Genomic DNA, 21734 nt, shown 5'->3' with positions numbered 1-21734 from the left:
CCGCACCAAGGGCCGCGGCAGGGCCTGTCGCGCGTCGTCTCAGGCGGTGCGGGAACGGCTCCGGCGGGCCCGTATCCACAGCCCCGTACCCCCGCCGACGATCAGCAGCAGGATGTCGGCCACCAGCCAGGGCAGGGCGAAGTACGCGACGGCGGCGGACTCGCGGGTCTCGCGGGCGCTCGCGGTGAGCCGGATCTCGCCCCATTCCAGCTGCGGCGCGTCGGCCCACTGCTCGGTCAGCCGGACCTTCTGGCGGGGCAGCAACTCGGAGGGGATCTTCTTCAGGTCGCGGGCGAGCAGGGTGCGGCCGAAGAGGCCCTCCGCCTTGAGGGCGACCTCGGGGCTGAGGGTGACATTGCCCCGGTTGTGGAGCGTGTACGAGATGACGGCCCGGCTCCTCCCGGTGCCGGGGACCAGGGGCTGGGTGTGCTCGACCTCGATGTCGTCCACGGAGAGCGCGGGCATGGTCGGACCGTTCACCCGCAGATAGATCCGGGCGCCGACCGCCTTCTGGATGCCTACGGCGACGGCACCGGCGTCGGCGGGGTCGATGCGCTCGTCGAGTGCGACGAGCGCGCCGGGGTGGTCGCCCGGTTCGGCGTTCTTGGGGACGGTGATGGTGACCGGGACGGTGACCGAGCCGTGCGGCTCCACGGTGACCCGGTCGCGGCCGGTCCTCGCCCAGGCGCCGACCGAGCGCTGCCTCTCGTCGCGGCTCCGTACGGCGAATCCGCCGTCGCGTGCGGTGTTGTAGGCGTCGGCCGCGTACAGCCGAAAGCTCTGCGGCCGGTCCGTCTTGTTGGTGACGGTGACCTTGTCGTGGAGCGTGGCGCCGGGGTCGGCGGAGAGGTAGAAGTACGGGCGCTGACCGGCCCGTTCGGTGGCCGGGTAGACCGACCAGCTGCCGTTGTCCGCGGCATGGGCGGCGGGCACGCCGATCAGCAGGAGGGTGCCGGCCAGGAGCAGTACGTAGATCTTGCGCACGGTGCGGAACCCCCGGGTGGTGGTCGGGACGGGCGGTCCGGGCGGGTGCGCGCCCGGTCCGCCGGTTGCTCGGGACCGCTCGGTCACGTGAGGGTGAGGGTGAGCACGCCGGAGTACGCGCCGGGGGCGGTGTACGCCGGTACCTTCAGCGCGAGCCGGGCGTCGACGGTGAACTCGCCGCCGGTGAAGGTCCCGTTCGGCGTGGACGCCAGCGTGGCGCCCGCGCTGCCGACCGGTCCCTCGGAACCCGCAGCACAGGTGCTCGGGCTGCCGGCCCTCGTCGCGCAGGCCGGGGTCCAGCCGAGTGCGGACGCGCCGATCGTCGCGCCGCCGGGGCCCTTGAAGTCGGTGACCTTTCCGGTCAGGGACCAGCCGGCGGGGCCGCCGCGGTAGTCCTCGACCGTCACCGTCTGCAGGGAGCCGCGGGAGGCGCCGCCGCGGCCGAAGTCGACCGCCGACATCTCGACGGTGTCCCCGGCCTGGAGCATGGACAGCGTGCCCGCCTTGACGGACGTGTTGAGCCGCTGGCTGCCGTCCGGGGTCTCGCCGCCGCCGGTGACGGTGTAGGCCTGCGGGCCCGCGCCCTTGGCCGGGTCCCAGCTACCGCCCTCGTAGGCGACGATTCCGGTGGTCGCCGGGTCGTCGACGGTGAGCCGGCCGCTGAAGCCGCCGGCGCCGTCCGCCTTGACGGTGGCCGTGTCGGCGGTCTGGACGTCACCGGCCCGGCCGGCGAGGGTGATGTCCGCGCCCGGGGTGAACTTCGACCCGGTGACGGTGACCTCGTCGCCCGCCTTGCCGGACGCGGCCCCGAGCTGGATGGCACGCTCGTTGACCTGGCCGCCGCCGTCCGTCGCGATGATCGTCCCGGAGACGGGGGCGGGCGGGTCCGTCACCGTGCACGGCGTGTCCAGCTCCATGATGTAGCTGGTGTGGATGTTGTAGTCGCCGGGCGACAGTGTGATCTGTCCGGGCGCGGTGACCGTGAAGGTGCCGGTCATCGAGAACGACGGGAAGGCGCCCTTGCCGGGTACCGGGTCGTTCTTCTTCGGGCCGGTGACGGTGACGCTCGCGGTCTGCGCACCGCCGACGGTGACCTTGCCGGTCGGCGTCATGATGTCGGCGGGCAGGGCCAGATCGACCGGGTTGCCCGCGGCGGGTTCGACGACGGTGTACGTGACCGTGACCGTGTCGCCCACCTTCGGGGCGGCGTTGTCGACGGTGATCTCGGCCTTCGTCGTCCCGTCGATCGGCGGGATGCCCGCGATGGCCGGCGGGATGCAGTGGGTGGGGAAGTCCACCGGCACCGAGGCGGTGGCCATGGCCTGTGCGGGGGCCGCGAGCCCCCCTCCCCCGGCCACGACGAGCGCGCCGACGCCCAGCGCGGCGGCCCAGCGGCGGCCGTGCGCGGGCCGCCTTCGGGCACCGGATCTTCGCAGGCTGATTCTTCGGACGGTCTGACGCATGGAGCCCCCTCCTGCGGATGCGGCGCAGCGGCTCGGTGCGCCGACGGGGGCCCATTGACGGCTCCGGCCCCGAAGAAGTCAATGGGGGCGGGACGCATCGGCTGATGACCCATCAGATGCTGTCAAGATCCGCTTCCCGGCCCCGCGGTGCGCGAAAGCCCCGCGCCGGCGGCGCGGGGCTTTCGTACACGGTGGGCGGACGGGGCCGGGGTCAGCCCGCCGTCACGCTGACCCGCAGTGTGCCGTCGGGCCCGGCGAGCAGGACGGGGGTGTCCGGGCCGCCCAGGTCCCGTACCGCGGCGCGGTCCTCGTCCGACGGGGTCTCGGCCTCGGAGACGACCGCGGCCGCCTCCAGGGAGGTGGCCCCGCTGGCCACGGCCATCGCCACGGCGGTCTGCAACGCGCTGAGTCTCAGCGACTCCAGCCGTACGGTGCCCGCGACATACGTACGCCCGGTCTCGTCCCGTACGGCCGCGCCCTCCGGCACACCGTTGCGGGCGCGGGCGCTGCGCGCCAGCGTGACGATCTTGCGGTCCTCGGGGCCGAGGTCGGTGCTCTCAGTCATGTGCCGAGCATACGAACCGGGCGCACCCGCCCGCGCACGGGACGGCCGCTACGCCCGGTCCAGCCGCAGCCGGTCCGCCTTCGGCAGCCCCGCCACCACCAGGTCGTAGGAGTCCTCGACCAGCTCGCGGAGCACCCGGTCCGGCACCCCGGAGACCGTCACCGTGTTCCAGTGCCGTTTGTTCATGTGCCAGCCCGGCACCACCGCGTCATACTTCTCCCGCAGCCGCACCGCCTCGTCCGGGTCGCACTTCAGGTTCACCGTCAGCGGGCGCCCGTCCAGCGCGCTGAGCGCGAACATCTTGCCCAGCACCTTGAAGACGGAGGTCTCCGGCCCGAACGGGAATTCCTCGGCGCTCGCGTTGAACTCCAGGCAGAACGCCCTCAGCTGCTGCGGGGTCATCCCTCGTCCTCCCCCTGGGACTCCACGGGCTCCACCAGCACCGTGACGATCTTGTTGCGGCGGCCCGCCGGGGACTCCGCGGTCAGCCGCAGCCGGCGGCCGTCGGGCAGGTCGACGACCGCCGACGCCCCGGCGATCGGGACCCGCCCCAGCGCCTTGGCCAGCAGCCCGCCGACGGTCTCCACGTCCTCGTCGTCGTACTCGTCGAGGCCGAACAGCTCCCCGAGGTCGCCGATGTCGAGGCGCGCGGTCACCCGGAAGGAGTCGTTCCCCAGCTCCTGGACGGGCGGGAGTTCGCGGTCGTACTCGTCGGTGATCTCGCCGACGATCTCCTCAAGGATGTCCTCGATGGTGACGATGCCCGCCGTGCCGCCGTACTCGTCGATCACGACGGCGACGTGGCTGCGCTCCTGCTGCATCTCGCGCAGCAGGTCACCGGCGTTCTTGGTGTCGGGCACGAAGGCGGCCGGCCGCATCGCCGTGGAGACCAGATCCGCCTCCGACTCGCGGTTGATGTGGGTCTTGCGGACCAGGTCCTTGAGATACACGATGCCGACGATGTCGTCCTCGTTCTCCCCGGTGACCGGGATCCGCGAGAAACCGGAGCGCAGCGCCAGGGTCAGCGCCTGCCGGATCGTCTTGTAGCGCTCGATGCAGACCAGGTCCGTCCGCGGCACCATGACCTCGCGCACCAGCGTGTCACCGAGCTCGAAGACGGAGTGCACCATGCGGCGCTCCTCGTCCTCGATCAGCGACTCCGCCTCGGCGAGGTCGACCATCGCGCGCAGTTCTGCCTCGCTGGCGAACGGGCCTTTGCGGAAGCCCTTGCCCGGGGTCAGCGCGTTGCCGATGAGGATCAGCAGCTGCGGGACCGGGCCCATGACCCTGGCCAGCGGCAGCAGCACGTACGCCGCGGCCGTGGCCGTGTTCAGCGGGTGCTGGCGGCCGATGGTGCGCGGCGACACCCCGATGGCGACGTAGGAGACCAGGACCATCACACCCATGGCGAGGGCCAGCGCCTGCCAGGTCTCCGGGAACTCCTTCAGACAGGCGTACGTGACGAGCACCCCGGCCGACATCTCGCAGGCGACCCGCACCAGCAGGGCGACATTGAGATAGCGGGTCGGATCGGCCGCGACCTGCTCCAGCTTCCGGCTGCCGCGCCGCCCGGAGCGGACCGCCTCGGCGGCCCGGAAGCTGGAGACACGGGCGATGCCCGCCTCCGCACAGGCCGCCAGCCAGCCGACGACGACCAGCAGAACGGCCCCGAGAACGAGAGGAACGCTCACGACACGGTGGGGGCGGGCGACGGGCCGGTCAGGCCGTGCTCGGCGCGCCAGCCGTCGACGATCGCGGCCTGGAGGCCGAACATCTCGGCCTTCTCGTCCGGCTCCTCGTGGTCGTACCCGAGGAGATGCAGCACTCCGTGGACCGTGAGGAGCTGGAGCTCCTCGTCCATGGAGTGCCGGGTCTCCGCGTCCTCGCCCTGCTTCTTGGCGACCTCCGGGCAGAGCACGATGTCACCGAGGAGCCCCTGCGGGGGCTCCTCGTCGTCCTTGGACGGCGGACGCAGCTCATCCATCGGGAAGGACATGACATCGGTAGGGCCCGGGAGGTCCATCCACTGGATGTGGAGCTGTTCCATGGCGTCGGTGTCCACCACGATCACCGAGAGCTCGGAGAGCGGGTGGATCCGCATCCGCGCGAGTGCGTAGCGGGCGATGTCGAGGATCGCCTGCTCGTCGACCTCGGTTCCGGACTCGTTGTTGACGTCGATCGACATGGTGCGCTGCTACTGCTTCCCGTTGTGGCTGTCTCGGCTGTCGTACTTCTCGTACGCGTCGACGATACGGCCGACCAGCTTGTGCCGGACGACATCCTGGGAGGTGAGCCGGGAGAAGTGGACGTCCTCGACGCCGTCCAGGATCTCCTGGACCTGGCGCAGGCCGCTCTTGGTCCCGTTCGGCAGGTCGACCTGGGTGACGTCACCGGTGATGACGATCTTCGAGTCGAAGCCGAGCCGGGTCAGGAACATCTTCATCTGCTCGGCGCTGGTGTTCTGCGCCTCGTCGAGAATGATGAACGCGTCATTGAGGGTCCTGCCCCTCATGTACGCCAGGGGCGCCACCTCGATCGTGCCCGCCGCCATCAGCCGCGGGATCGAGTCGGGGTCGAGCATGTCGTGCAGCGCGTCGTAGAGCGGGCGCAGATACGGGTCGATCTTCTCGTAGAGCGTGCCGGGCAGGAAGCCGAGCCGCTCGCCCGCCTCGACGGCGGGCCGGGTCAGGATGATCCTGTTGACCTGCTTGGACTGGAGGGCCTGGACGGCCTTCGCCATGGCGAGATAGGTCTTGCCGGTACCGGCGGGGCCGATGCCGAAGACGATCGTGTGTTTGTCGATCGCGTCGACGTAGCGCTTCTGGTTGAGCGTCTTGGGGCGGATCGTGCGACCGCGGCTGGAGAGGATGTTCTGGGTGAGCACCTCGGCCGGTGTCTCCTCGCCGTCCCCCTCGCCGCTCTCCGTCGCCCTGAGCATGGCGATCGAGCGTTCCACTGCGTCCTCCGTCATCGGCTGACCGGTGCGGAGCACCAGCATCATCTCGTCGAACAGGCGCTGGATCAGCGCGACTTCCGTCGCGTCTCCGGCGGCGCTGATCTCGTTTCCCCGGACGTGGATGTCGGCCGCCGGGAAGGCCGTCTCGATCACGCGCAGCAAGGCGTCGCCCGAACCCAGAACGGTCACCATCGGATGGCTGGCGGGGACGGTGAAGTGGGCTCGCGCCTGCCTCGGCGCAGGGGTCTGGGCTGTGGGTGTCTGAGTCATGGGCCGGCTCTGTGGCCTGCACATACCTCCCGTTGCAAGGTTCTCGCCGATCGACAACCTCTCGGATTACCAAGCCTACGACTCCGCACCGACAACACCGAGGGCTTTTTCGCACACGCTCGCGAGGCAGGCACGTCCGGCCGTCAGGCGGGGCGGCGGAAGCCGATCGTCGGGACCGCCCGGCGCAGCGGCCAGGGCCGGGCGGCGGCGGGCAGCAGCTCCTCCAGGAAGGCGTACCGCTGGAGCGCGGCCGGGTCCTGGTCGGCGAAGGTACGGATCTGCTGCCACCAGGCGGCGATCTCCGCCCAGCCCGGCGCCGACAGCGATCCGCCGAACTCCTGGACCGAGAGGGCCGCGGTCAGTCCGGCGAAGGCCAGCCGGTCGGCCAGCGGCCAGTCCGCCAGGGTGCCGGTGACGAATCCGGCGACGAAGACGTCGCCCGCCCCGGTGGGGTCGAGCGCCTCCACCTCGATCGCGGGCACCTCGGCGCTCTCCCCGGTCGCCGAGTCCACCGCGTACGCGCCCTCCGCGCCCAGGGTGACCACGGCGAGCGGCACCCGCTCGGCCAGGGCGTGGGCGGCGGCGCGCGGGCAGTCGGTGCGGGTGTAGCGCATCGCCTCCTCGGCGTTGGGGAGGAATGCCTGGCAGTGCTCCAGGTCGGCGAGGGCGTCCAGGTCCCAACGGCCGGTCTCGTCCCAGCCGACGTCGGCGAAGATCCGGGCGCCGTTGCGGGCCGCACTGGCGACCCAGGGTTCGCTGCGGCCGGGGGCGAGCGAGGCGACGGCGGCGCGTGCGCGGGGCGGGCAGCGTGGGAACGGCGGTTCCCCGGCGGAGAGCACGCCGTGGGCGCCCTCGGGGCCGGGGGCCTCGTGGCCGTGCGAGACCATCGTCCGCTCGCCTTCGTACGCCATCGAGACGGTGACCGGCGAGTGCCAGCCGGGGACGGTGTGCGACATGGACAGATCGATGCCCTCGCCCTGTTCCAGGGCGTCCCAGCAGTACTCCCCGTAGTGGTCGTCGCCGAAGGCCGCGGCCAGCGAGGTGTGCAGCCCCAGCCGGGCCAGCGCGGTGGCCATGTTGGCGACGCCGCCGGGGCTGGAGCCCATGCCGCGCGCCCAGGACTCGGTGCCGCGGACGGGGGCGCTGTCCAGGCCGGTGAAGATGATGTCGAGGAAGACCGTGCCGGTGAGGAAGACGTCGCAGTCCGGGTCCTGCGGGGCGCGCAGCCCGTCCAGTGGGTCGATGCCTGGAATGTCCGTGCTCACCTTGCACTCCCCGGTCGTGGCAGATCTGGCCAGTGTGCCCGATTCGCCGCCGTAACCGGAGGCTGCGCGCCGCCGGTACCGGCGGGCTCGTCCGCAGCGCCTCACGGATGGGCGCTGACCTGCATAAACATGCGCTGCTACCCGCACTTTCGGAGGGTAAACGCATATGTGACCCGGATCACATGAGTGTGCCTTTCGGGCGACTGGCCGCGGTTGATACAAATTGGCCCGCGAGCCCCATCGGCGACGGTTGCCGACGAGTGGCCCGACTTCTCCGTATTTCCCGCATTGCCCTCCCCTGCCTTCTCTGCCGTCGATCCGGCATGTCTTCAGGAACGCCCATGTCCTCGCGCCCTCGCGCCGCGTGGCCCCTGGTCGCCGTATTCACCGCCGGCTACCTCGCCGCCTATCTGCTCCCCACCATCGTCGGGCGGCTCTCCGTCTGTCTCGGCCTCAGTACGGCGCAGGCCGGTCTGGTCGGCAGTGCCCTGCTGCTGAGTTCGGCGACTGCCGGGTTCACGCTGGCGGGCCGGGTCGAGACGTACGGGCCGCGGCGGCCGGCCCGGATCGGACTGGTCCTGGCCATGACGGGGTACGGCTGCGCCGCCCTGGCCGGCTCGGTGCCGCTGGTGGTCATGGGCGCGATGATCGGCGGCTTCGGCTCCGGTACGGCGACCGCGGTGGCCGCCGCGGGCATCGCCGCCGAGCGCGATCCGCACCGGACCTCGTCGCTCGGGCTGCTCAGCGTCTCCGCGACGGCGGGCGCCCTCTATCTGACGATCCCGCACCTCGGCGGCGGCCACCGGCTGCCGTTCGCCTCCATCACCCTGGTCGCCCTGCTCGTCTGGCCCGCCACCGCGCGGCTCGGCGGTGTCACGCCCACCGGTCCCGCCGCCCCGGTGGCCGGCCGGCTGCCGCACCGCCGTTCCGGTCTGGTGCTCGCAGGCGGCATGCTCGTCTGGTCCATGGCGCAGAACGCGCTGTGGGGCGTCAGCAGCCGGATCGGCGTGGCCCAGGCCGGGCTCTCCGAGGTCACCATCGGCGCGGTGTTCGCCGCCGCGCTCGGCGCGGGTCTGCTCGGGGTGATGGGCGCCGGGGTGCTGGGCGCCAGGCTCGGCCGGGCGGTGCCGATCGGCCTGGGCACCGTGATCATCGCGGGGAGCATCGTGCTCAGTTCGTCGGCCCGGAACCTCGGCTCGTTCGCGACCGGCGAGATCCTGTGGAACACCGTCTACCCGGTGGTCCTGTCGTATCTGATCGGCCTGGCCGCCTCCCTGGACGTACGCGGCCGCTGGGCGGTCCTCGCCGGCTCCGCCTCGTCCGTCGGGGTGGCCTGCGGGCCGGTCCTGGGCAGTGTGCTGTCCGAGCAGGCCGGCTACCCGGTGATGGGCCTGATCCTGGGCGCCGTCACGCTCCTGGTGGCCGCGCCGGTTACGGCCGTCGCCCTGCACACCGGCGGCCGTCCGCTGGTGCCGGGATCGGTACGGCGCAGGGGCGGCGCCCCGGCCGCGCTGCTCGCCGTCACCACCGGAGCGGTGCCCGGCGCCGTGCCCAGGCTGGGCGCGCCCGAGCAGGCCGTCACGGAGATCAGCCTGCCCGTGCGCCGCAGGCGCCCGGTCCGCAACGCGTTCCGGACGGCCGGGCCGGCGGGCGGGGCCGGTCAGTCGAACGCGTACGCCTCGACCTCGGACAGATAGCGCGCCCTGCGCTCCTCGTCGTGGTCGAGGAAGGCCGCCTCGAAGGAGTTGCGGGCCAGCGTGCGCAGCTGCTCCTGGTCCAGGCCGAGCGCCTCGTGGACGGCGTGGAAGGTGTCCCCGACGTATCCGCCGAAGTAGGCGGGGTCGTCGGAGTTCACCGTGCAGAGCAGTCCGGCGGCCATCATGGCCCGCAGCGGGTGCTCCTCCAGGGTGTCGATGGCGCGCAGCCGTACGTTGGACAGCGGGCAGAGGGTGAGCGGCACCCGGTCCGCGACCAGCCGCTTCACCAGGTCCGGGTCCTCCATGCAGCGCAGCCCGTGGTCGATGCGCTCGACCCCGAGGACGTCCAGAGCCTCCCGGATGTACTCGGGCGGGCCCTCCTCGCCGGCGTGGGCGACCTTGCGCAGCCCGAGGGCCCCGGCCGCCTCGTACACCTCACGGAACTTGACGGGCGGGTGCCCGACCTCCGCCGAGTCGAGGCCGACCGCGCCGATCCGGTGCAGATACGGCTTCGCCGACTCCAGGGTCTCCAGCGCCGACTCGGCCGACTGGTCGCGCAGGAAGCACATGATCAGCTGGGTGGAGATGCCGTGCTTCTCCTCGCTGCGGTCCAGCGCCCGGCCGAGCCCCTCGACGACGGTGCCGATCGGGACGCCGCGGGCGGTGTGCGCCTGCGGGTCGAAGAAGATCTCCGCGTGCCGGACGCCCTGCGCCGCGGCGCGGGCGAGATACGCGTCGGCGAGCTCCTCGAAGTCCTCCTCGGTCCGGAGCACCGCCATCAGCGCGTAGTACAGGTCGAGGAAACTCTGCAGGTCGTCGAAGCGATAGGCGGTGCGGAGCTCCTCGGTGTCCGCGTACGGCAGCCGCACACCGTTGCGTCCGGCGAGCTCGAAGGCCAGCTCGGGTTCGAGGGTGCCTTCGATGTGGAGGTGAAGTTCGGCTTTGGGGAGATGCACGGGTTTTTCACGCTCACAGATGGTGGTGCTGATGTGTTCAAAGGTGCCGGGTGGGCACGGGGACCCTGCTGAGGTCCTGGGCGACGGTCAGTTCGCCCTCGAACCCCGCCGCGCGGGCCTGGGTCTCGAAGACGGCCGGGTCGTCGTACCGCTGCGAGAAGTGCGTCAGCACGAGGTGCCGCACGCCCGCGTCCCGGGCCACCCGGGCCGCCTGTCCGGCGGTCAGATGGCCGTGGTCGGTGGCGAGCCGTTCGTCCTCGTCGAGGAAGGTCGACTCGATGACAAGCAGGTCACAGCCCTCGGCGAGGACGTGCACGCCGTCGCAGAGCCTCGTGTCCATGATGAACGCGAACCGCTGGCCGCGCCTGCGCTCGGAGACGTCGTCCAGCGTGACGCCGCCGAGGGCGCCCTCGCGCTGGATCCGGCCGACGTCCGGCCCCTTGATGCCGTGCTCGGCCAGTTTCGCGGGCAGCATGCGGCGCCCGTCGGGTTCGACGAGCCGGTAGCCGTACGACTCGACGGGGTGCGAGAGCCGGTGGCTGCTGAGTGTGTACGCCTCGGTGGTGGCGAGCACCCCGTCGGCGGCGACCGGGGCCTCGGTCAGCTCGACGGACTCGCGGTACGCGGTGGCGTACCGCAGCCGCTCGAAGAAGCGCTGCCCGCTCGCCGGGTAGTGCGCGATGACCGGGTGCGGGACCTGGTCGAGGTTGATCCGCTGGATCACCCCGGCCAGGCCGAGCGAGTGGTCGCCGTGGAAGTGCGTGACGCAGATCCGGTCGATGTCGTGCGCGGCGACGCCGGCCCGCAGCATCTGGCGCTGAGTGCCCTCACCCGGGTCGAAGAGGATGCCCTCGCCGTCCCAGCGCAGCAGATAGCCGTTGTGGTTGCGGTGTCTGGTCGGGACCTGGCTGGCGGTGCCCAGGACCACGAGTTCGCGTACGGACATGGTGTGCGACGGGCCGTTCTAGCCGGGGGGCCACTGCAGTCCGCGGCCGCCCAGGACGTGGGCGTGCGCGTGGAAGACGGTCTGGCCGGCGCCGGAGCCGGTGTTGAGGACGACCCGGTAACCGGTGTCCACGATCTTCTCGTCGGCGGCGACCTGCCCGGCCTCACGCAGTATGTCGGCGGTGATCGTCGGCTCGGCGGCGGCGAGCGCGGCGGCGTCCGGGTAGTGGACGCGGGGGATGACGAGTACGTGGGTGGGGGCCTGCGGGTTGATGTCCCGGAAGGCGACGGTGGTTTCGGTCTCGCGGACGATGGTTGCCGGGATCTCACCCGAGACGATCTTGCAGAACAGGCAGTCGGGCTGCGGTTCTCCCGCCATGGGGTGGCTCCTCGGGTTGTTGGTGATCGTTGTACGGCATGCTATCGGGCCGCCTGCGGCGGGCCCTGTCCCCTGCCCGCCCTTCCCGGACCGGGGCGAGATCCAGCCCCTCCCGCGCTTGAGGAGCGGGAGTCCGGGGGGCTGAGCCCCCGGTTACGGGAAGGGTCGGGCAGGGGGATCGGGCCCGCCGCAGGCGCACCGGACCCGCACCCGCCCCGCCACCCCTACGCCTCCGGCAGCTCCGGCGCCCGCTTCGCCGGGGTCTCGGCGAGCGAGGCCAGCGCGATCCGGATCGCCTCGTCCAGCTGCGGATCCCGCCCCGCCACATGGTCCTGCGGCGTCATCACGACCTCGACATCGGGATCGACCCCGTGGTTCTCCACGCCCCAGCCGTAACCCTCGAACCAGAACGCGTACTTGGGCTGGGTGACCGACGTACCGTCCACCAGCCGGTACCGGCTGTCGATGCCGACCACGCCGCCCCAGGTCCGCGTACCGACGACCGGCCCGATCCGCAGGGCCTTGATCGCGGCGTTCACGATGTCGCCGTCCGAGCCGGAGAACTCGTTGGCCACGGCGACCACGGGGCCGCGCGGCGCGTCCTGCGGGTAGCTGAACGGCCGCATGCCGCGCGGCAGGTCCCAGCCGACGACGCGGCGGGCGAGCTTCTCCACGATCAGCTGCGAGATGTGGCCGCCGCGGTTCTCCCGGACGTCCACGACCAGCCCCTCGCGGGCCACTTCGATCCGCAGGTCGCGGTGGAGCTGCGCCCAGCCCGAGCCGACCATGTCGGGGACGTGGAGGTAGCCGAGGCGGCCGCCGGAGCGCTCGTGCACATAGGCCCGCCGGTCGGCGACCCACGCGTGGTAGCGCAGCGCCTCCTCGTCGGCGACCGGTACGACGACGACATGGCGGGGGTCACCGCCGTCCACCGGTGAGACGGTCAGCTCGACCGGTTTGCCCGCCGAGCCGGTGAGCAGCGGTCCGGGGCCGGTCACCGGGTCGACCGGGCGGCCGTCGACGGCGAGGATCGCGTCCCCGGCGCGTACCGCCACTCCGGGCGCGGCGAGCGGCGAGCGGGCCTCCGGGTCGGAGGTCTCGGACGGCAGGACCCGGTCGATGCGCCAACTGCCTTCGTCCGTACGGGAGATGTCCGCACCGAGCAGCCCCTGCCGGGCCGAGTCGTCGCCCCATCCGCCGGGCGGCGTCACATAGGCGTGCGAGGTGCCGAGCTCCCCCTGCACCTCCCACAGCAGGTCCATCAGGTCGTCGTGGGTGGCGACCCGCTCCAGCACCGGGCGGTAGCGGTCCAGGACTCCGTCCCAGTCGAGACCGCCCATGTCGGGGCGCCAGTAGTTGTCCCGCATGATGCGCCCGGCCTCGTTGTACATCTGGCGCCATTCGGCGGCCGGTTCGAGGGTCCGCCGGATCCGGGAGAGGTCGACGGTGACGCCGCCGTCGCTGCCGCCGTCCTCGTCGTCGCACGCGACATGGCTGTCGGACGGTACGACGCGCAGCTTGCCGCGGGTCTGCAGGACAACCCGCTTGCCGTCCCCGCTGACCGCGAAATCCCTGACGCCCGAGGCGAGTTCCTCGCAGCGCAGCTTCTCCAGGTCGTACCGCTCCAGGACGGTCTCGGGCCGCCCGGAGTCGTGGGTGGCGGCGCCGGTCCCGAGCACCCCGGTCACCGGGTGGCTCAGCCACAGCAGCCCGTCCTTCGCGGCGCGCAGTGTGGAGTAGCTGGCGGCCTCGACGGGCAGCGGCACGATCCGGTCGGCGAGTCCTTCGAGGTCGATCCGGGTGACCGGCAGCGCGGTCGGGTTGTCCTGGTCGCCCTCGCCGCCGCCCTTCTCCTTCTCGGTCGGGCGGCCATGGCGCTGCGGCCCGAACGGGGAGGGCGTGGTGGCGGCGAGCGTCAGCAGATGCGGGCGGCAGGCGCCGATGAACGCCAGGTCGAAGACATGGGCGTCGTAGACCGGGTCGAAGGACCGCTCGGAGAGGAAGGCCAGGTGCTTGCCGTCGCCGGTGAATGCGGGGGCGAAGTCCCGGAAGCGCAGCGGGGTGGCCTCGGCGACCGACAGATCCGCCAGGTGCGCGAGCTTGAGCTGACTGAGCGGCTCGGGCCCGGGGTGGGACCAGGCGAGCCAGGAGGAGTCGGGCGAGAAGACGAGGCCGGAGACGTCGCCGTGCTCGCTGCGGTCCACCTCGTGGACCTCGCCGCTCTCCCGTTCGACGATCAGGACCCGCCCGTCGTGCGCGGCGACGGCGAACCGGCTGCCGTCAGGGGCCGGGGCCAGGTCGAGGACCCTGCCGATACGGCCTGCGGCGAGGCGGCGCGGTACGGCGCCGGGGGCGGTTCCGGTGGCGGGTGCGCACTCCAGGGCGTCGTCGCCCTCGGCGTCGGTGACCCAGACGACATGCTGGTCGCCGTCGGCCTGGAAGGCGCGGGGCAGTCTGGCCCGTACGCCCGGTTCGACGGCGAGTGCGCGGGCCGGTCCCTCGCGGTGGGTGACCCAGTGGACGGCGCCGCGCGTCCCGACGGCGCTGCCGCGGCCGGTACGGTCCGGGGACGCGGAGTCGAGATGGCTGCCGGCGTGCACGGAGTGCGGCTGGAGGTCGGCGCGCTGGCCGCCGAGCCGGATGTCGAGGCGGCGGGGCCCGTCGCCGGCGAGGCCGTCCAGCAACCAGAGTTCACCGGCCGAGGCGTAGGCGACGCGGGTGCCGTCGGTGGTCGCGTGACGGGCGTAGAAGCCCTCGATGCCGGTGTGGCGGCGCAGGTCGGAGCCGTCGGGGAGCGAGGAGTAGAGCGCGCCGACGCCTTCGTGGTCGGAGAGGAAAGCGATGCGCTCCCCCACCCACATCGGGGATTCGATGTTCCCGTCGAGGTCCGCGTGAAGGCGTACGAACTCCTCCGGGCCGTCCGCCGGGGACTCCCGCTCGATCCACAACTTGCCTGCCGTGCCGCCCCGGTAGCGCTTCCAGGTGGCGGCCTCGCGCCCCATGGTGACCGAGAGCAGCAGCACCCGGCCGCCGGGCCCGTACGCGACCGAGCCGACCGGCCCGTACGGCAGGGTCCGGGCGGGCCCGCCGTCGACCGGGACGGCCCTGGCCCAGCTGCGCCGGAGCGACGCCTGCCCATGGGTGCTGACGACCAGCACCTCGCCCTCGGGCGTCCAGCCGTGGACGGCGGTCCGCGCGTCGCCCCAGTAGGTGAGCCGCCGGGAGGGGCCGCCGTCGGTCGGCGCGATGTGCACTTCGGGCGCCCCGTCCCGGGTGGACGTCCAGGCGACCCGGGTTCCGTCGGGCGATATCCGTGGATGGGTGACAGGCCGGTTGTCGGCACTGACGCGCCAGGCCCGGCCGCCGTCCAGCGGCGCCAGCCAGACATCGTCCTCGGCGGTGAAGGCGATCGAATCGCCCTGGACATGGGGGAATCGGAGATAGGCAGGCTGTGTCACATCGATCACCCTAGGCCGCCGCCATGCTCTGCGTAACCGGGTTGGCCGGAGTCCGACGGGCCCCGGCCCGCCGGTCGAAGTCACTTACCCACAGGCGTTTCGGTCACCGTCACCGTGACGGTGACCGTCGGCCGGGCGCCCTGGCCGCCGCCGGCCGGTGGCGGATTCAGCACGGCGGTCGACGGGGCGGCGCAGTTGCCGAGCACATCCGCCCGGAAGACGGCCTTCCCGCCCGCCTTCGCGGTCAAGTCCCCCCGCACGCACCGCCCGCCGAACTCCTGGGTCACCTTGCCGGTGAGGGTGATGGCCTCGCCCCTCTCGGTCTTGCCGGTGCAGTCGACGTCGGCGACCCGGCGCGCGGACGCGGCGGGCGAGGCGCCCCCGGTCCGGTCCCCGTCGACGTCGGCCGTGCAGTTCAGCCACTGCACATCGACCCCGTTGCGCTCCAGTGCGCCGGTGCCTACCCGGTCGGTGGTCACGGCGATGGATGCGGAGTTCAGTCCGCCCGCGGGGTCACAGGCGGCGGTACCCGCGACCGCCGCGACCACGAGTGCGGAAGCGGCCAGAAAGCGCCGCTCTCTTCCCTGACCCCATGCCCTTGATGTCCCCATACGGGCAGCTTCCCACCGTTCGCCCGTGGAGCGGTAGACGGCTTGCGGCCAAAACCGCGGGCGGCTCCGGCGCACGCGACGGGGCGTACAGCGGGCTCACAACAGGGTTCACGACCAGCGGCCGGTCCGCCCCAGCAGCAGTGCCGTCGCCGCCGTGCCCGCCGTAGAGGTGCGCAGCACGCTCGCTCCGAGCCGGCAGGTCCGGGCGCCCGCCCCGGCGAAGACCGCCAGCTCGTCCGGCGACACCCCGCCCTCGGGTCCGACGATCAGCACGATCTCGCCCTGGGCCGGGAGCAGGACGGTGGCCAGCGGCTCACTGTCGTGTCCCCGGTCCTCGTGCAGGACGGCGGCGAAGTCCGCCGTGGCCACGAGCGCGGCGATCTGTTTGGTCGTCATCGCGTCGGCCACTTCGGGGAAACGCACCCGGCGGGACTGCTTGCCCGCCTCCCGGGCCGTGTTGCGCCATTTCGCGAGGGACTTGAGGCCGCGGTCGCCCTTCCACTGCGTGATGCAGCGCGAGGCCTGCCAGGGCACGATCGCGTCGACCCCGGTCTCCGTCATCGTCTCCACGGCGACCTCGCCGCGGTCGCCCTTGGGAAGGGCCTGGACGACGGTGATGCGGGGGGAGGGCCGGGGCTCCTCCCGGACCGGGGCCAGGCCGGTGACGACGAGCCGGTCCTTGCCCTCGGCGGCCGAGACGACGCCTTCCGTCCAGCGGCCGCGCCCGTCGGTGAGCACGACCTCCTCACCGGCGCGCAGCCGCTTCACCGACACGGCATGCCGGCCCTCGGGCCCCTCCAGGACGAACTCGGGCCCGTCGGGGACCTGTTCGACGACGAAGACCGGTGCGGTCACTGCGTACTCCCTGTGCTCACTGCCGTCCGTGCGGCGTCCAGTTCTTCGGCGAGCAGCCTGACCAGCCGGCCGGCCGGCAGCTCGCGTGCCATCCGGTGCCCCTGGCCCGCCCACAGGGCCATGCCCTGCGCGTCCCCGGCCTTCGCCGCCGCCCGGCGCAGCCCGGCGGTCAGATAGTGGACCTGCGGGTAGGCGGCGGGGGCGTACGGGCCGTGCTCGCGCATGAACCGGTTGACCAGGCCGCGGGCCGGGCGGCCGGAGAACGCCCGGGTCAGGGCGGTCCGTACGAACAGCGGGTTGGTCAGCGCCTGCTTGTGCAGCAGGCTCGCCCCGGACTCGGGGCAGGCGAGGAACGCCGTGCCGAGCTGCGCCGCCTCCGCGCCCGCGGCGATCACCGCGGCGATCTGGGAGCCGCGCATCAGCCCGCCCGTGGCGACGATCGGTATCTGCACGGTCTCGCGGACCTGGGACACCAGCGAGAGCAGCCCGATCCCGGTGCCGTCGGTCTGCGGGTCGTCGCGGTGGGTGGACTGGTGACCGCCCGCCTCGACGCCCTGGACACAGACCGCGTCGGCGCCCGCCCACTGGGCGGCCTGGGCCTCCTCGGGCGTGGTGACGGTCACGACGGTGTACGTGCCGACGCCGGCGAACGCGTCGAGGATGTCGCGGGTCGGGCAGCCGAAGGTGAACGAGACGGCCGGGACCGGGTCCTCCAGGAGGATGGCCAGCTTGGCGTCGTAGTTGTCGTCGCCGCCGGAGTCCGTGTCGCCCAGCGGGGTCTCGTACCAGGCGGCCTCGCCCGCGAGCTGGTGCCGGTACACCTCGACGGCGCTCGGGTCGGCCAGCGCCGGCTGCGGCATGAAGAGATTGACGCCGAAGGGCTGAGCGGTCAGCCCGCGCAGCTCTTTGATCTCGTTGTACATGCCGTCCGCCGTCTTGTACCCGGCAGCGAGAAAACCGAGCCCGCCCGCCTCGGAGACGGCCGCGACGAGCTGCGGACAGGACGTGCCGCCCGCCATCGGGGCCTGCACGATCGGATACCGGCAGAGATCGGTCAACGCGGATGACATGACCGCATCGTGTCACGTCCCGCGCCGCCCGGGGCGCGCGGCCCGGGGTCCGCTTTGTACTCAAACGCCGGACGGGCCCCGTCGAGCGGGCCCGTCCGGCGTCCGGGAACGGTCTGCGGGACCGGTCAGCGGCCGTTGAAGGCGTCCTTCAGCCGGGAGAACAACCCCTGCTGGCCGGGCTGGAACTGGCCGGTGGGCCGCTCCTCGCCACGCATCTTCGCCAGGTCGCGCAGCAGTCGCTCCTGCTCCGGGTCCAGCTTCGTCGGGGTCATCACCTCGACGTGCACGATCAGATCGCCGCGCCCGCCGCCCCGCAGATGCGTGATGCCGCGGCCGTGCAGCGGTACCGACTGGCCGGACTGGGTGCCCGGCCGGATGTCGACCTCCTCCAGGCCGTCGAGCGTCTCCAGCGGCACCTTGGTGCCGAGCGCGCCCGCCGTCATGGGGATGGTGACGGTGCAGTGCAGATCGTCGCCGCGGCGCTGGAACACCGCGTGCGAGAGCTCGTGGATCTCCACGTACAGATCGCCGGCCGGGCCGCCGCCGGGGCCGACCTCGCCCTCGCCCGCGAGCTGGATGCGGGTGCCGTTGTCGACACCGGCGGGGATCTTCACGGTGAGCGTGCGCCTGGAGCGGATGCGGCCGTCGCCGGCGCACTCCGGGCACGGGGTCGGCACGACCGTGCCGAAGCCCTGGCACTGCGGGCAGGGCCGCGAGGTCATGACCTGGCCGAGGAAGGACCGGGTGACCTGGGAGACCTCGCCGCGGCCGCGGCACATGTCACAGGTCTGGGCGGAGGTGCCGGGTGCGGCACCCTCGCCGCTGCAGGTCGTACAGACGACGGCCGTGTCGACCTGGATGTCCTTGGTGGTACCGAACGCCGCCTCGGCGAGATCGATCTCCAGCCGGATCATCGCGTCCTGGCCGCGCCGGGTGCGCGAACGGGGTCCGCGCTGCGACGACGTACCGAAGAACGCGTCCATGATGTCGGAGAAGTTGCCGAAGCCGCCCTGTCCGAATCCGCCCGCGCCACCGCCGCCGGAGGCGGACAGCGGGTCGCCGCCGAGGTCGTAGACCTGCTTCTTCTGCGGGTCCGACAGCACCTCGTAGGCGGCGTTGATCTCCTTGAACCGCTCCTGGGTCTTCGGATCGGGGTTCACATCCGGGTGCAGCTCGCGGGCGAGCCGCCGGAATGCCTTCTTGATCTCGTCCTGAGATGCGTCGCGGCGCACGCCGAGTACGGCGTAGTAGTCCGTGGCCACTTACGACTCCGCCAGGATCTGTCCGACGTAACGTGCCACTGCGCGTACCGCTCCCATCGTTCCGGGGTAGTCCATGCGGGTCGGTCCGACCACGCCGAGTTTGGCGACTGCCTCGTCGCCCGAACCGTAGCCGACCGCGACGACGGACGTGGAGTTGAGCCCCTCGTGGGCGTTCTCGTGCCCGATACGTACGGTCATGCCCGAGTCCTTGGCCTCGCCGAGCAGCTTCAGCAGCACGACCTGCTCCTCCAGTGCCTCCAGCACCGGCCGGATCATCACAGGGAAGTCGTGCCCGAAGCGGGTGAGGTTGGAGGTGCCGCCGATCATCAGCCGCTCCTCCGTCTCCTCGACGAGGGTTTCGAGCAGGGTGGAGAGCACGGTGGACACGGTTCCCCGGTCCTCGCTCTCGAAGGATTCCGGCAGATCCTGCACCAGCTGCGGGACGTCCGCGAAACGGCGTCCGACGACCCGGCTGTTGAGCCGGGCCCGCAGATCGGCGAGAGAGGTCTCGCCGAACGGGGCGGGGCAGTCGATCATGCGCTGTTCGACCCGGCCGGTGTCCGTGATGAGCACGAGCATCAGCCGGGCGGGCGCCAGGGACAGCAGCTCCACATGCCGCACCGTCGACCGGGTCAGCGAGGGGTACTGCACGATGGCGACCTGCCGGGTCAGCTGCGCGAGCAGCCGGACGGTGCGGCCCACGACGTCGTCGAGGTCGACCGCACCGTCGAGGAAATTCTGGATGGCCCGGCGCTCCGGCGACGAGAGGGGCTTGACCCCCGCGAGCTTGTCGACGAAGAGCCGGTAGCCCTTGTCCGTCGGGATGCGTCCGGCACTGGTGTGGGGCTGGGCGATGAAGCCCTCGTCCTCCAGCACCGCCATGTCGTTGCGGACGGTCGCCGGGGAGACCCCCAGCTTGTGCCGCTCGGTGAGCGCCTTGGAGCCGACGGGCTCCTCCGTGCCGACATAGTCCTGGACGATGGCGCGAAGCACTTCGAGTCTGCGTTCGCTGAGCATCGCGACACCTCCAGCTGTGTTTCCTCGGTGGTTCTCGGGTCGTTCCTGTTTCTCTGCCCAGGAATCCGCCTGGCACTCTGTCATCGCGAGTGCCAGCAATCCCCCGGCCAGTGTACGGCGGCCGAGTGGGGACCTAGCAAGGGCGACCGGCACGCTACCGCGAGACCGCGCAGGTCGTTGCCGATAGCGTCGCGGTATGGATGCCTCTTGGGAAGAGTTCGGCTGGGAGCGACTCGGTCACGGAGTGGGCCGGCGGCGCCTTCCCGGATGGGACGCGACAGTCGCACTGGTGGTCGGAGCGGATGGAGTGCTGCTCTACGACACCGGATCGACGCTGCGCGAGGGTGCCGAGGTGCGGGCCCAGGCGCAGGCCCTGCTCGGCCGGAGGGTGACGCATATCGCACTCAGCCACCCCCATTTCGACCATGTGCTGGGCACCGCCGCGTTCCCCGGCGCCGAGGTCTACGGAGCGGTCGGCATGACCGAGCTGCTGAAGCGGGGGGCGGACGATCTGCGCGGCTCGGCCGTGCGCCAGGGGGTCAGCGAGCACGACGCGGCGGAGGCCGTCGATGCGCTGGTCGCGCCGCAGCATCAGGTGTGCGGCGAGTGGACGCTCGATCTGGGCGGCGGGCGCGAGGTGTTGCTGGCCGACGTGGGCCCCGCGCACAGCGGCCACGATCTCGTGGCGGTCGTCCCTGGCTCCCCCGCGATCGTGCTCTGCGGCGACCTGGTCGAGGAGTCCGGCGAACCGCAGGCGGGCCGGGACGCGTTCCCGTCCCGCTGGCCGGCCGCGCTGGACCGGCTGCTGGCGCTGGGCGGCGAGGGCGCGGTGTACGTGCCGGGGCACGGGGCGGTGGTGAACGCGGCGTTCGTACGGGACCAGCGCGAACAACTGACCGTACGCTTCGGCGTGTCGTGACCCTCAGTGCCTGTCCGGAAGATCATGGCCGGGGTCGCGACGCCTGGCACGACACCTCGCGGCGTTGCCGGAACGTCCGAACAGCTCCTTCCCCAAGCTCTCAACTCCGTTCGAGCAGGGGAGACCCCACCTAAGACGCTCCGGCGCCCTGCGATGCACCGCACCGGACGCCGCGCCCTGTCCGACCCTGATCCGCCGGACGGGACCCGGTCGTCCTATCGTCGTCCGATGCGCAGCTACCAGCCGGATCTGACCCCGCCGTGGAAGAGGTCCGCCCCCGTTCCCGAGGTCCCCGCCGAAACCGATCTGGTCGTGGAGGAGGTCTCCACCGGATTCTGCGGTGCGGTGATCCGCTGCGAGAAGACGGCCCAGGGTCCGACGGTGACCCTGGAGGACCGCTTCGGCAAGCACCGGGTGTTCCCGATGGAACCCCGCGGCTTCCTGCTGGAGGGCCAGGTGGTGACCCTCGTACGCCCCTCGGCGGCCGCTCCGGTGCGCCCCACGCGTACGGCCTCGGGTTCGGTCGCGGTCCCGGGGGCGCGCGCCCGGGTCGCGCGGGCGGGCCGGATCTACGTGGAGGGCCGGCACGACGCGGAGCTGGTCGAGCGGGTCTGGGGCGACGACCTGCGGATCGAGGGCGTGGTCGTCGAGTACCTGGAGGGCATCGACGACCTGCCCGCCATCGTGCGCGAGTTCTCCCCCGGCCCGGACGCCAGGCTGGGCGTCCTGGTCGACCACCTGGTCCCCGGCTCCAAGGAGTCCCGGATCGCCGACCAGGTGTCGGACCCGGACGTGCTGGTGGTCGGCCACCCCTACATCGACGTGTGGGAGGCGGTGAAGCCGTCCTCCGCGGGCATCACGGCCTGGCCGGTGGTACCGCGCGGCCAGGACTGGAAGACGGGCGTGTGCCGCGCCCTCGGCTGGCCGGAGAACACCGGCGCGGCCTGGCAGCGGATCCTGTCCGGGGGCAGGTCGTGAACAGGTCGCCGCCCAGCGAGATCAGCAGATCGTTGGCGCAGGCCAGCACCTTGCCGGGATCGACCGTGACGCTGGCGAGGGCCC

Annotated in this window: 19 protein-coding genes and 2 pseudogenes; 3 read left to right on the top strand and 18 right to left on the bottom strand. The window is 72.2% G+C overall.

Annotation, left to right across the window (positions count from 1 at the left end; translation table 11 throughout):
* Positions 1-39: 39 nt before the first annotated feature.
* The 8 genes from ABZY11_RS27725 to ABZY11_RS27690 all read right to left on the bottom strand — a co-directional run bounded on the left by ABZY11_RS27725 (position 40) and on the right by ABZY11_RS27690 (position 7503).
* A complete protein-coding gene (locus tag ABZY11_RS27725) occupies positions 40-984 on the bottom strand; it encodes a DUF916 domain-containing protein (protein ID WP_356481757.1) in 945 nt (314 codons plus the stop codon).
* A gap of 83 nt (positions 985-1067) precedes the next feature.
* Positions 1068-2303: a beta-xylosidase gene (locus ABZY11_RS27720; protein ID WP_356481756.1), complete on the bottom strand. Its 1236-nt coding sequence runs from the start codon at positions 2301-2303 to the stop codon at positions 1068-1070.
* Between the two features lie 355 nt (positions 2304-2658).
* On the bottom strand, positions 2659-3012 hold the full coding sequence (locus tag ABZY11_RS27715; protein WP_356481750.1) for a cytidine deaminase: 354 nt from the start codon (positions 3010-3012) through the stop codon (positions 2659-2661).
* Positions 3013-3060: 48 nt separating this feature from the next.
* Positions 3061-3414: an MmcQ/YjbR family DNA-binding protein gene (locus ABZY11_RS27710; protein WP_356481749.1), complete on the bottom strand. Its 354-nt coding sequence runs from the start codon at positions 3412-3414 to the stop codon at positions 3061-3063.
* Positions 3411-4703: a hemolysin family protein gene (locus tag ABZY11_RS27705; protein WP_356481748.1), complete on the bottom strand. Its 1293-nt coding sequence runs from the start codon at positions 4701-4703 to the stop codon at positions 3411-3413. The genes ABZY11_RS27710 and ABZY11_RS27705 overlap by 4 nt, the downstream gene beginning before the upstream one ends.
* On the bottom strand, positions 4700-5197 hold the full coding sequence (gene ybeY, locus ABZY11_RS27700) for an rRNA maturation RNase YbeY (protein ID WP_356481747.1): 498 nt from the start codon (positions 5195-5197) through the stop codon (positions 4700-4702). Before ybeY ends, ABZY11_RS27705 begins: the two co-directional genes overlap by 4 nt.
* A gap of 9 nt (positions 5198-5206) precedes the next feature.
* On the bottom strand, positions 5207-6238 hold the full coding sequence (locus tag ABZY11_RS27695; protein WP_356481746.1) for a PhoH family protein: 1032 nt from the start codon (positions 6236-6238) through the stop codon (positions 5207-5209).
* Between the two features lie 143 nt (positions 6239-6381).
* Positions 6382-7503 (bottom strand): PfkB family carbohydrate kinase, encoded by a 1122-nt coding sequence (locus ABZY11_RS27690; protein ID WP_356481745.1) that lies wholly within the window; start codon positions 7501-7503, stop codon positions 6382-6384.
* Between the two features lie 341 nt (positions 7504-7844).
* Between ABZY11_RS27690 and ABZY11_RS27685 the strand changes: the two genes are divergently transcribed.
* Positions 7845-9200, top strand: a complete 1356-nt coding sequence (locus ABZY11_RS27685; RefSeq protein ID WP_356481744.1) for an MFS transporter — start codon at positions 7845-7847, stop codon at positions 9198-9200.
* Here the strand turns inward: ABZY11_RS27685 and ABZY11_RS27680 are convergent.
* The 9 genes from ABZY11_RS27680 to hrcA all read right to left on the bottom strand — a co-directional run bounded on the left by ABZY11_RS27680 (position 9164) and on the right by hrcA (position 19753).
* Positions 9164-10156 carry an adenosine deaminase gene (locus ABZY11_RS27680; protein ID WP_356481743.1) on the bottom strand — a complete coding sequence of 331 codons (993 nt, stop codon included), beginning with the start codon at positions 10154-10156 and terminating at the stop codon, positions 9164-9166. The genes ABZY11_RS27685 and ABZY11_RS27680 overlap by 37 nt on opposite strands.
* 37 nt (positions 10157-10193) lie before the next feature.
* Positions 10194-11102 carry a ribonuclease Z gene (locus tag ABZY11_RS27675; protein ID WP_356481742.1) on the bottom strand — a complete coding sequence of 303 codons (909 nt, stop codon included), beginning with the start codon at positions 11100-11102 and terminating at the stop codon, positions 10194-10196.
* 18 nt (positions 11103-11120) lie between these two features.
* Positions 11121-11480 carry a histidine triad nucleotide-binding protein gene (locus ABZY11_RS27670; RefSeq protein ID WP_356481741.1) on the bottom strand — a complete coding sequence of 120 codons (360 nt, stop codon included), beginning with the start codon at positions 11478-11480 and terminating at the stop codon, positions 11121-11123.
* 224 nt (positions 11481-11704) lie between these two features.
* On the bottom strand, positions 11705-14938 hold the full coding sequence (locus tag ABZY11_RS27665; protein WP_356481740.1) for a PDZ domain-containing protein: 3234 nt from the start codon (positions 14936-14938) through the stop codon (positions 11705-11707).
* Between the two features lie 80 nt (positions 14939-15018).
* Positions 15019-15549, bottom strand: a complete 531-nt coding sequence (locus ABZY11_RS27660) for a hypothetical protein (protein WP_356481739.1) — start codon at positions 15547-15549, stop codon at positions 15019-15021.
* 108 nt (positions 15550-15657) lie between these two features.
* Positions 15658-16404 carry a 16S rRNA (uracil(1498)-N(3))-methyltransferase gene (locus tag ABZY11_RS27655; RefSeq protein ID WP_356481738.1) on the bottom strand — a complete coding sequence of 249 codons (747 nt, stop codon included), beginning with the start codon at positions 16402-16404 and terminating at the stop codon, positions 15658-15660.
* Complete coding sequence (locus tag ABZY11_RS27650) at positions 16401-17474, bottom strand: nitronate monooxygenase (protein ID WP_356481737.1); 1074 nt, start codon at positions 17472-17474, stop codon at positions 16401-16403. The genes ABZY11_RS27655 and ABZY11_RS27650 overlap by 4 nt, the downstream gene beginning before the upstream one ends.
* Before the next feature lie 125 nt (positions 17475-17599).
* Positions 17600-18736: a molecular chaperone DnaJ gene (dnaJ, locus tag ABZY11_RS27645; protein WP_356481736.1), complete on the bottom strand. Its 1137-nt coding sequence runs from the start codon at positions 18734-18736 to the stop codon at positions 17600-17602.
* Positions 18737-19753 carry a heat-inducible transcriptional repressor HrcA gene (gene hrcA / locus ABZY11_RS27640; protein ID WP_356481735.1) on the bottom strand — a complete coding sequence of 339 codons (1017 nt, stop codon included), beginning with the start codon at positions 19751-19753 and terminating at the stop codon, positions 18737-18739.
* Positions 19754-19949: 196 nt separating this feature from the next.
* Here hrcA and ABZY11_RS27635 point away from each other — a divergent pair, with 196 nt between their 5' ends.
* Together ABZY11_RS27635 and ABZY11_RS27630 are read left to right on the top strand one after the other, a co-directional pair.
* A complete protein-coding gene (locus ABZY11_RS27635) occupies positions 19950-20672 on the top strand; it encodes an MBL fold metallo-hydrolase (protein ID WP_356481734.1) in 723 nt (240 codons plus the stop codon).
* Between the two features lie 228 nt (positions 20673-20900).
* Positions 20901-21635: pseudogene (locus ABZY11_RS27630) on the top strand (DUF3097 domain-containing protein); the annotation flags it as partial.
* A 4-nt stretch (positions 21636-21639) separates the two neighbouring features.
* Here ABZY11_RS27630 and ABZY11_RS27625 read toward each other — a convergent pair.
* A pseudogene (locus ABZY11_RS27625) lies at positions 21640-21734 on the bottom strand (serine/threonine-protein phosphatase); the annotation flags it as partial.

Origin of the sequence: Streptomyces sp. NPDC006510 (assembly GCF_040611955.1) — a bacterium.
Lineage (GTDB): Bacteria > Actinomycetota > Actinomycetes > Streptomycetales > Streptomycetaceae > Streptomyces.
The sequence above is the reverse complement of the archived record's forward strand: the minus strand, read 5'-3'. Positions and strand labels throughout refer to the sequence as shown.

Excerpts from the sequence above, each read along its gene's own strand:
- ABZY11_RS27720 (WP_356481756.1), bottom strand. The coding sequence starts at position 2,303 with ATGGCCACCGCCTCGGTGCCGGTGGACTTCCCCACCCACTGCATCCCG.
- ABZY11_RS27715 (WP_356481750.1), bottom strand. The coding sequence starts at position 3,012 with ATGACTGAGAGCACCGACCTCGGCCCCGAGGACCGCAAGATCGTCACG.
- ABZY11_RS27710 (WP_356481749.1), bottom strand. The coding sequence starts at position 3,414 with ATGACCCCGCAGCAGCTGAGGGCGTTCTGCCTGGAGTTCAACGCGAGC.
- ybeY (WP_356481747.1), bottom strand. The coding sequence starts at position 5,197 with ATGTCGATCGACGTCAACAACGAGTCCGGAACCGAGGTCGACGAGCAG.
- ABZY11_RS27695 (WP_356481746.1), bottom strand. The coding sequence starts at position 6,238 with ATGACTCAGACACCCACAGCCCAGACCCCTGCGCCGAGGCAGGCGCGA.
- ABZY11_RS27685 (WP_356481744.1), top strand. The coding sequence starts at position 7,845 with ATGTCCTCGCGCCCTCGCGCCGCGTGGCCCCTGGTCGCCGTATTCACC.
- ABZY11_RS27675 (WP_356481742.1), bottom strand. The coding sequence starts at position 11,102 with ATGTCCGTACGCGAACTCGTGGTCCTGGGCACCGCCAGCCAGGTCCCG.
- ABZY11_RS27670 (WP_356481741.1), bottom strand. The coding sequence starts at position 11,480 with ATGGCGGGAGAACCGCAGCCCGACTGCCTGTTCTGCAAGATCGTCTCG.
- ABZY11_RS27660 (WP_356481739.1), bottom strand. The coding sequence starts at position 15,549 with ATGGGGACATCAAGGGCATGGGGTCAGGGAAGAGAGCGGCGCTTTCTG.
- ABZY11_RS27650 (WP_356481737.1), bottom strand. The coding sequence starts at position 17,474 with ATGTCATCCGCGTTGACCGATCTCTGCCGGTATCCGATCGTGCAGGCC.
- hrcA (WP_356481735.1), bottom strand. The coding sequence starts at position 19,753 with ATGCTCAGCGAACGCAGACTCGAAGTGCTTCGCGCCATCGTCCAGGAC.
- ABZY11_RS27635 (WP_356481734.1), top strand. The coding sequence starts at position 19,950 with ATGGATGCCTCTTGGGAAGAGTTCGGCTGGGAGCGACTCGGTCACGGA.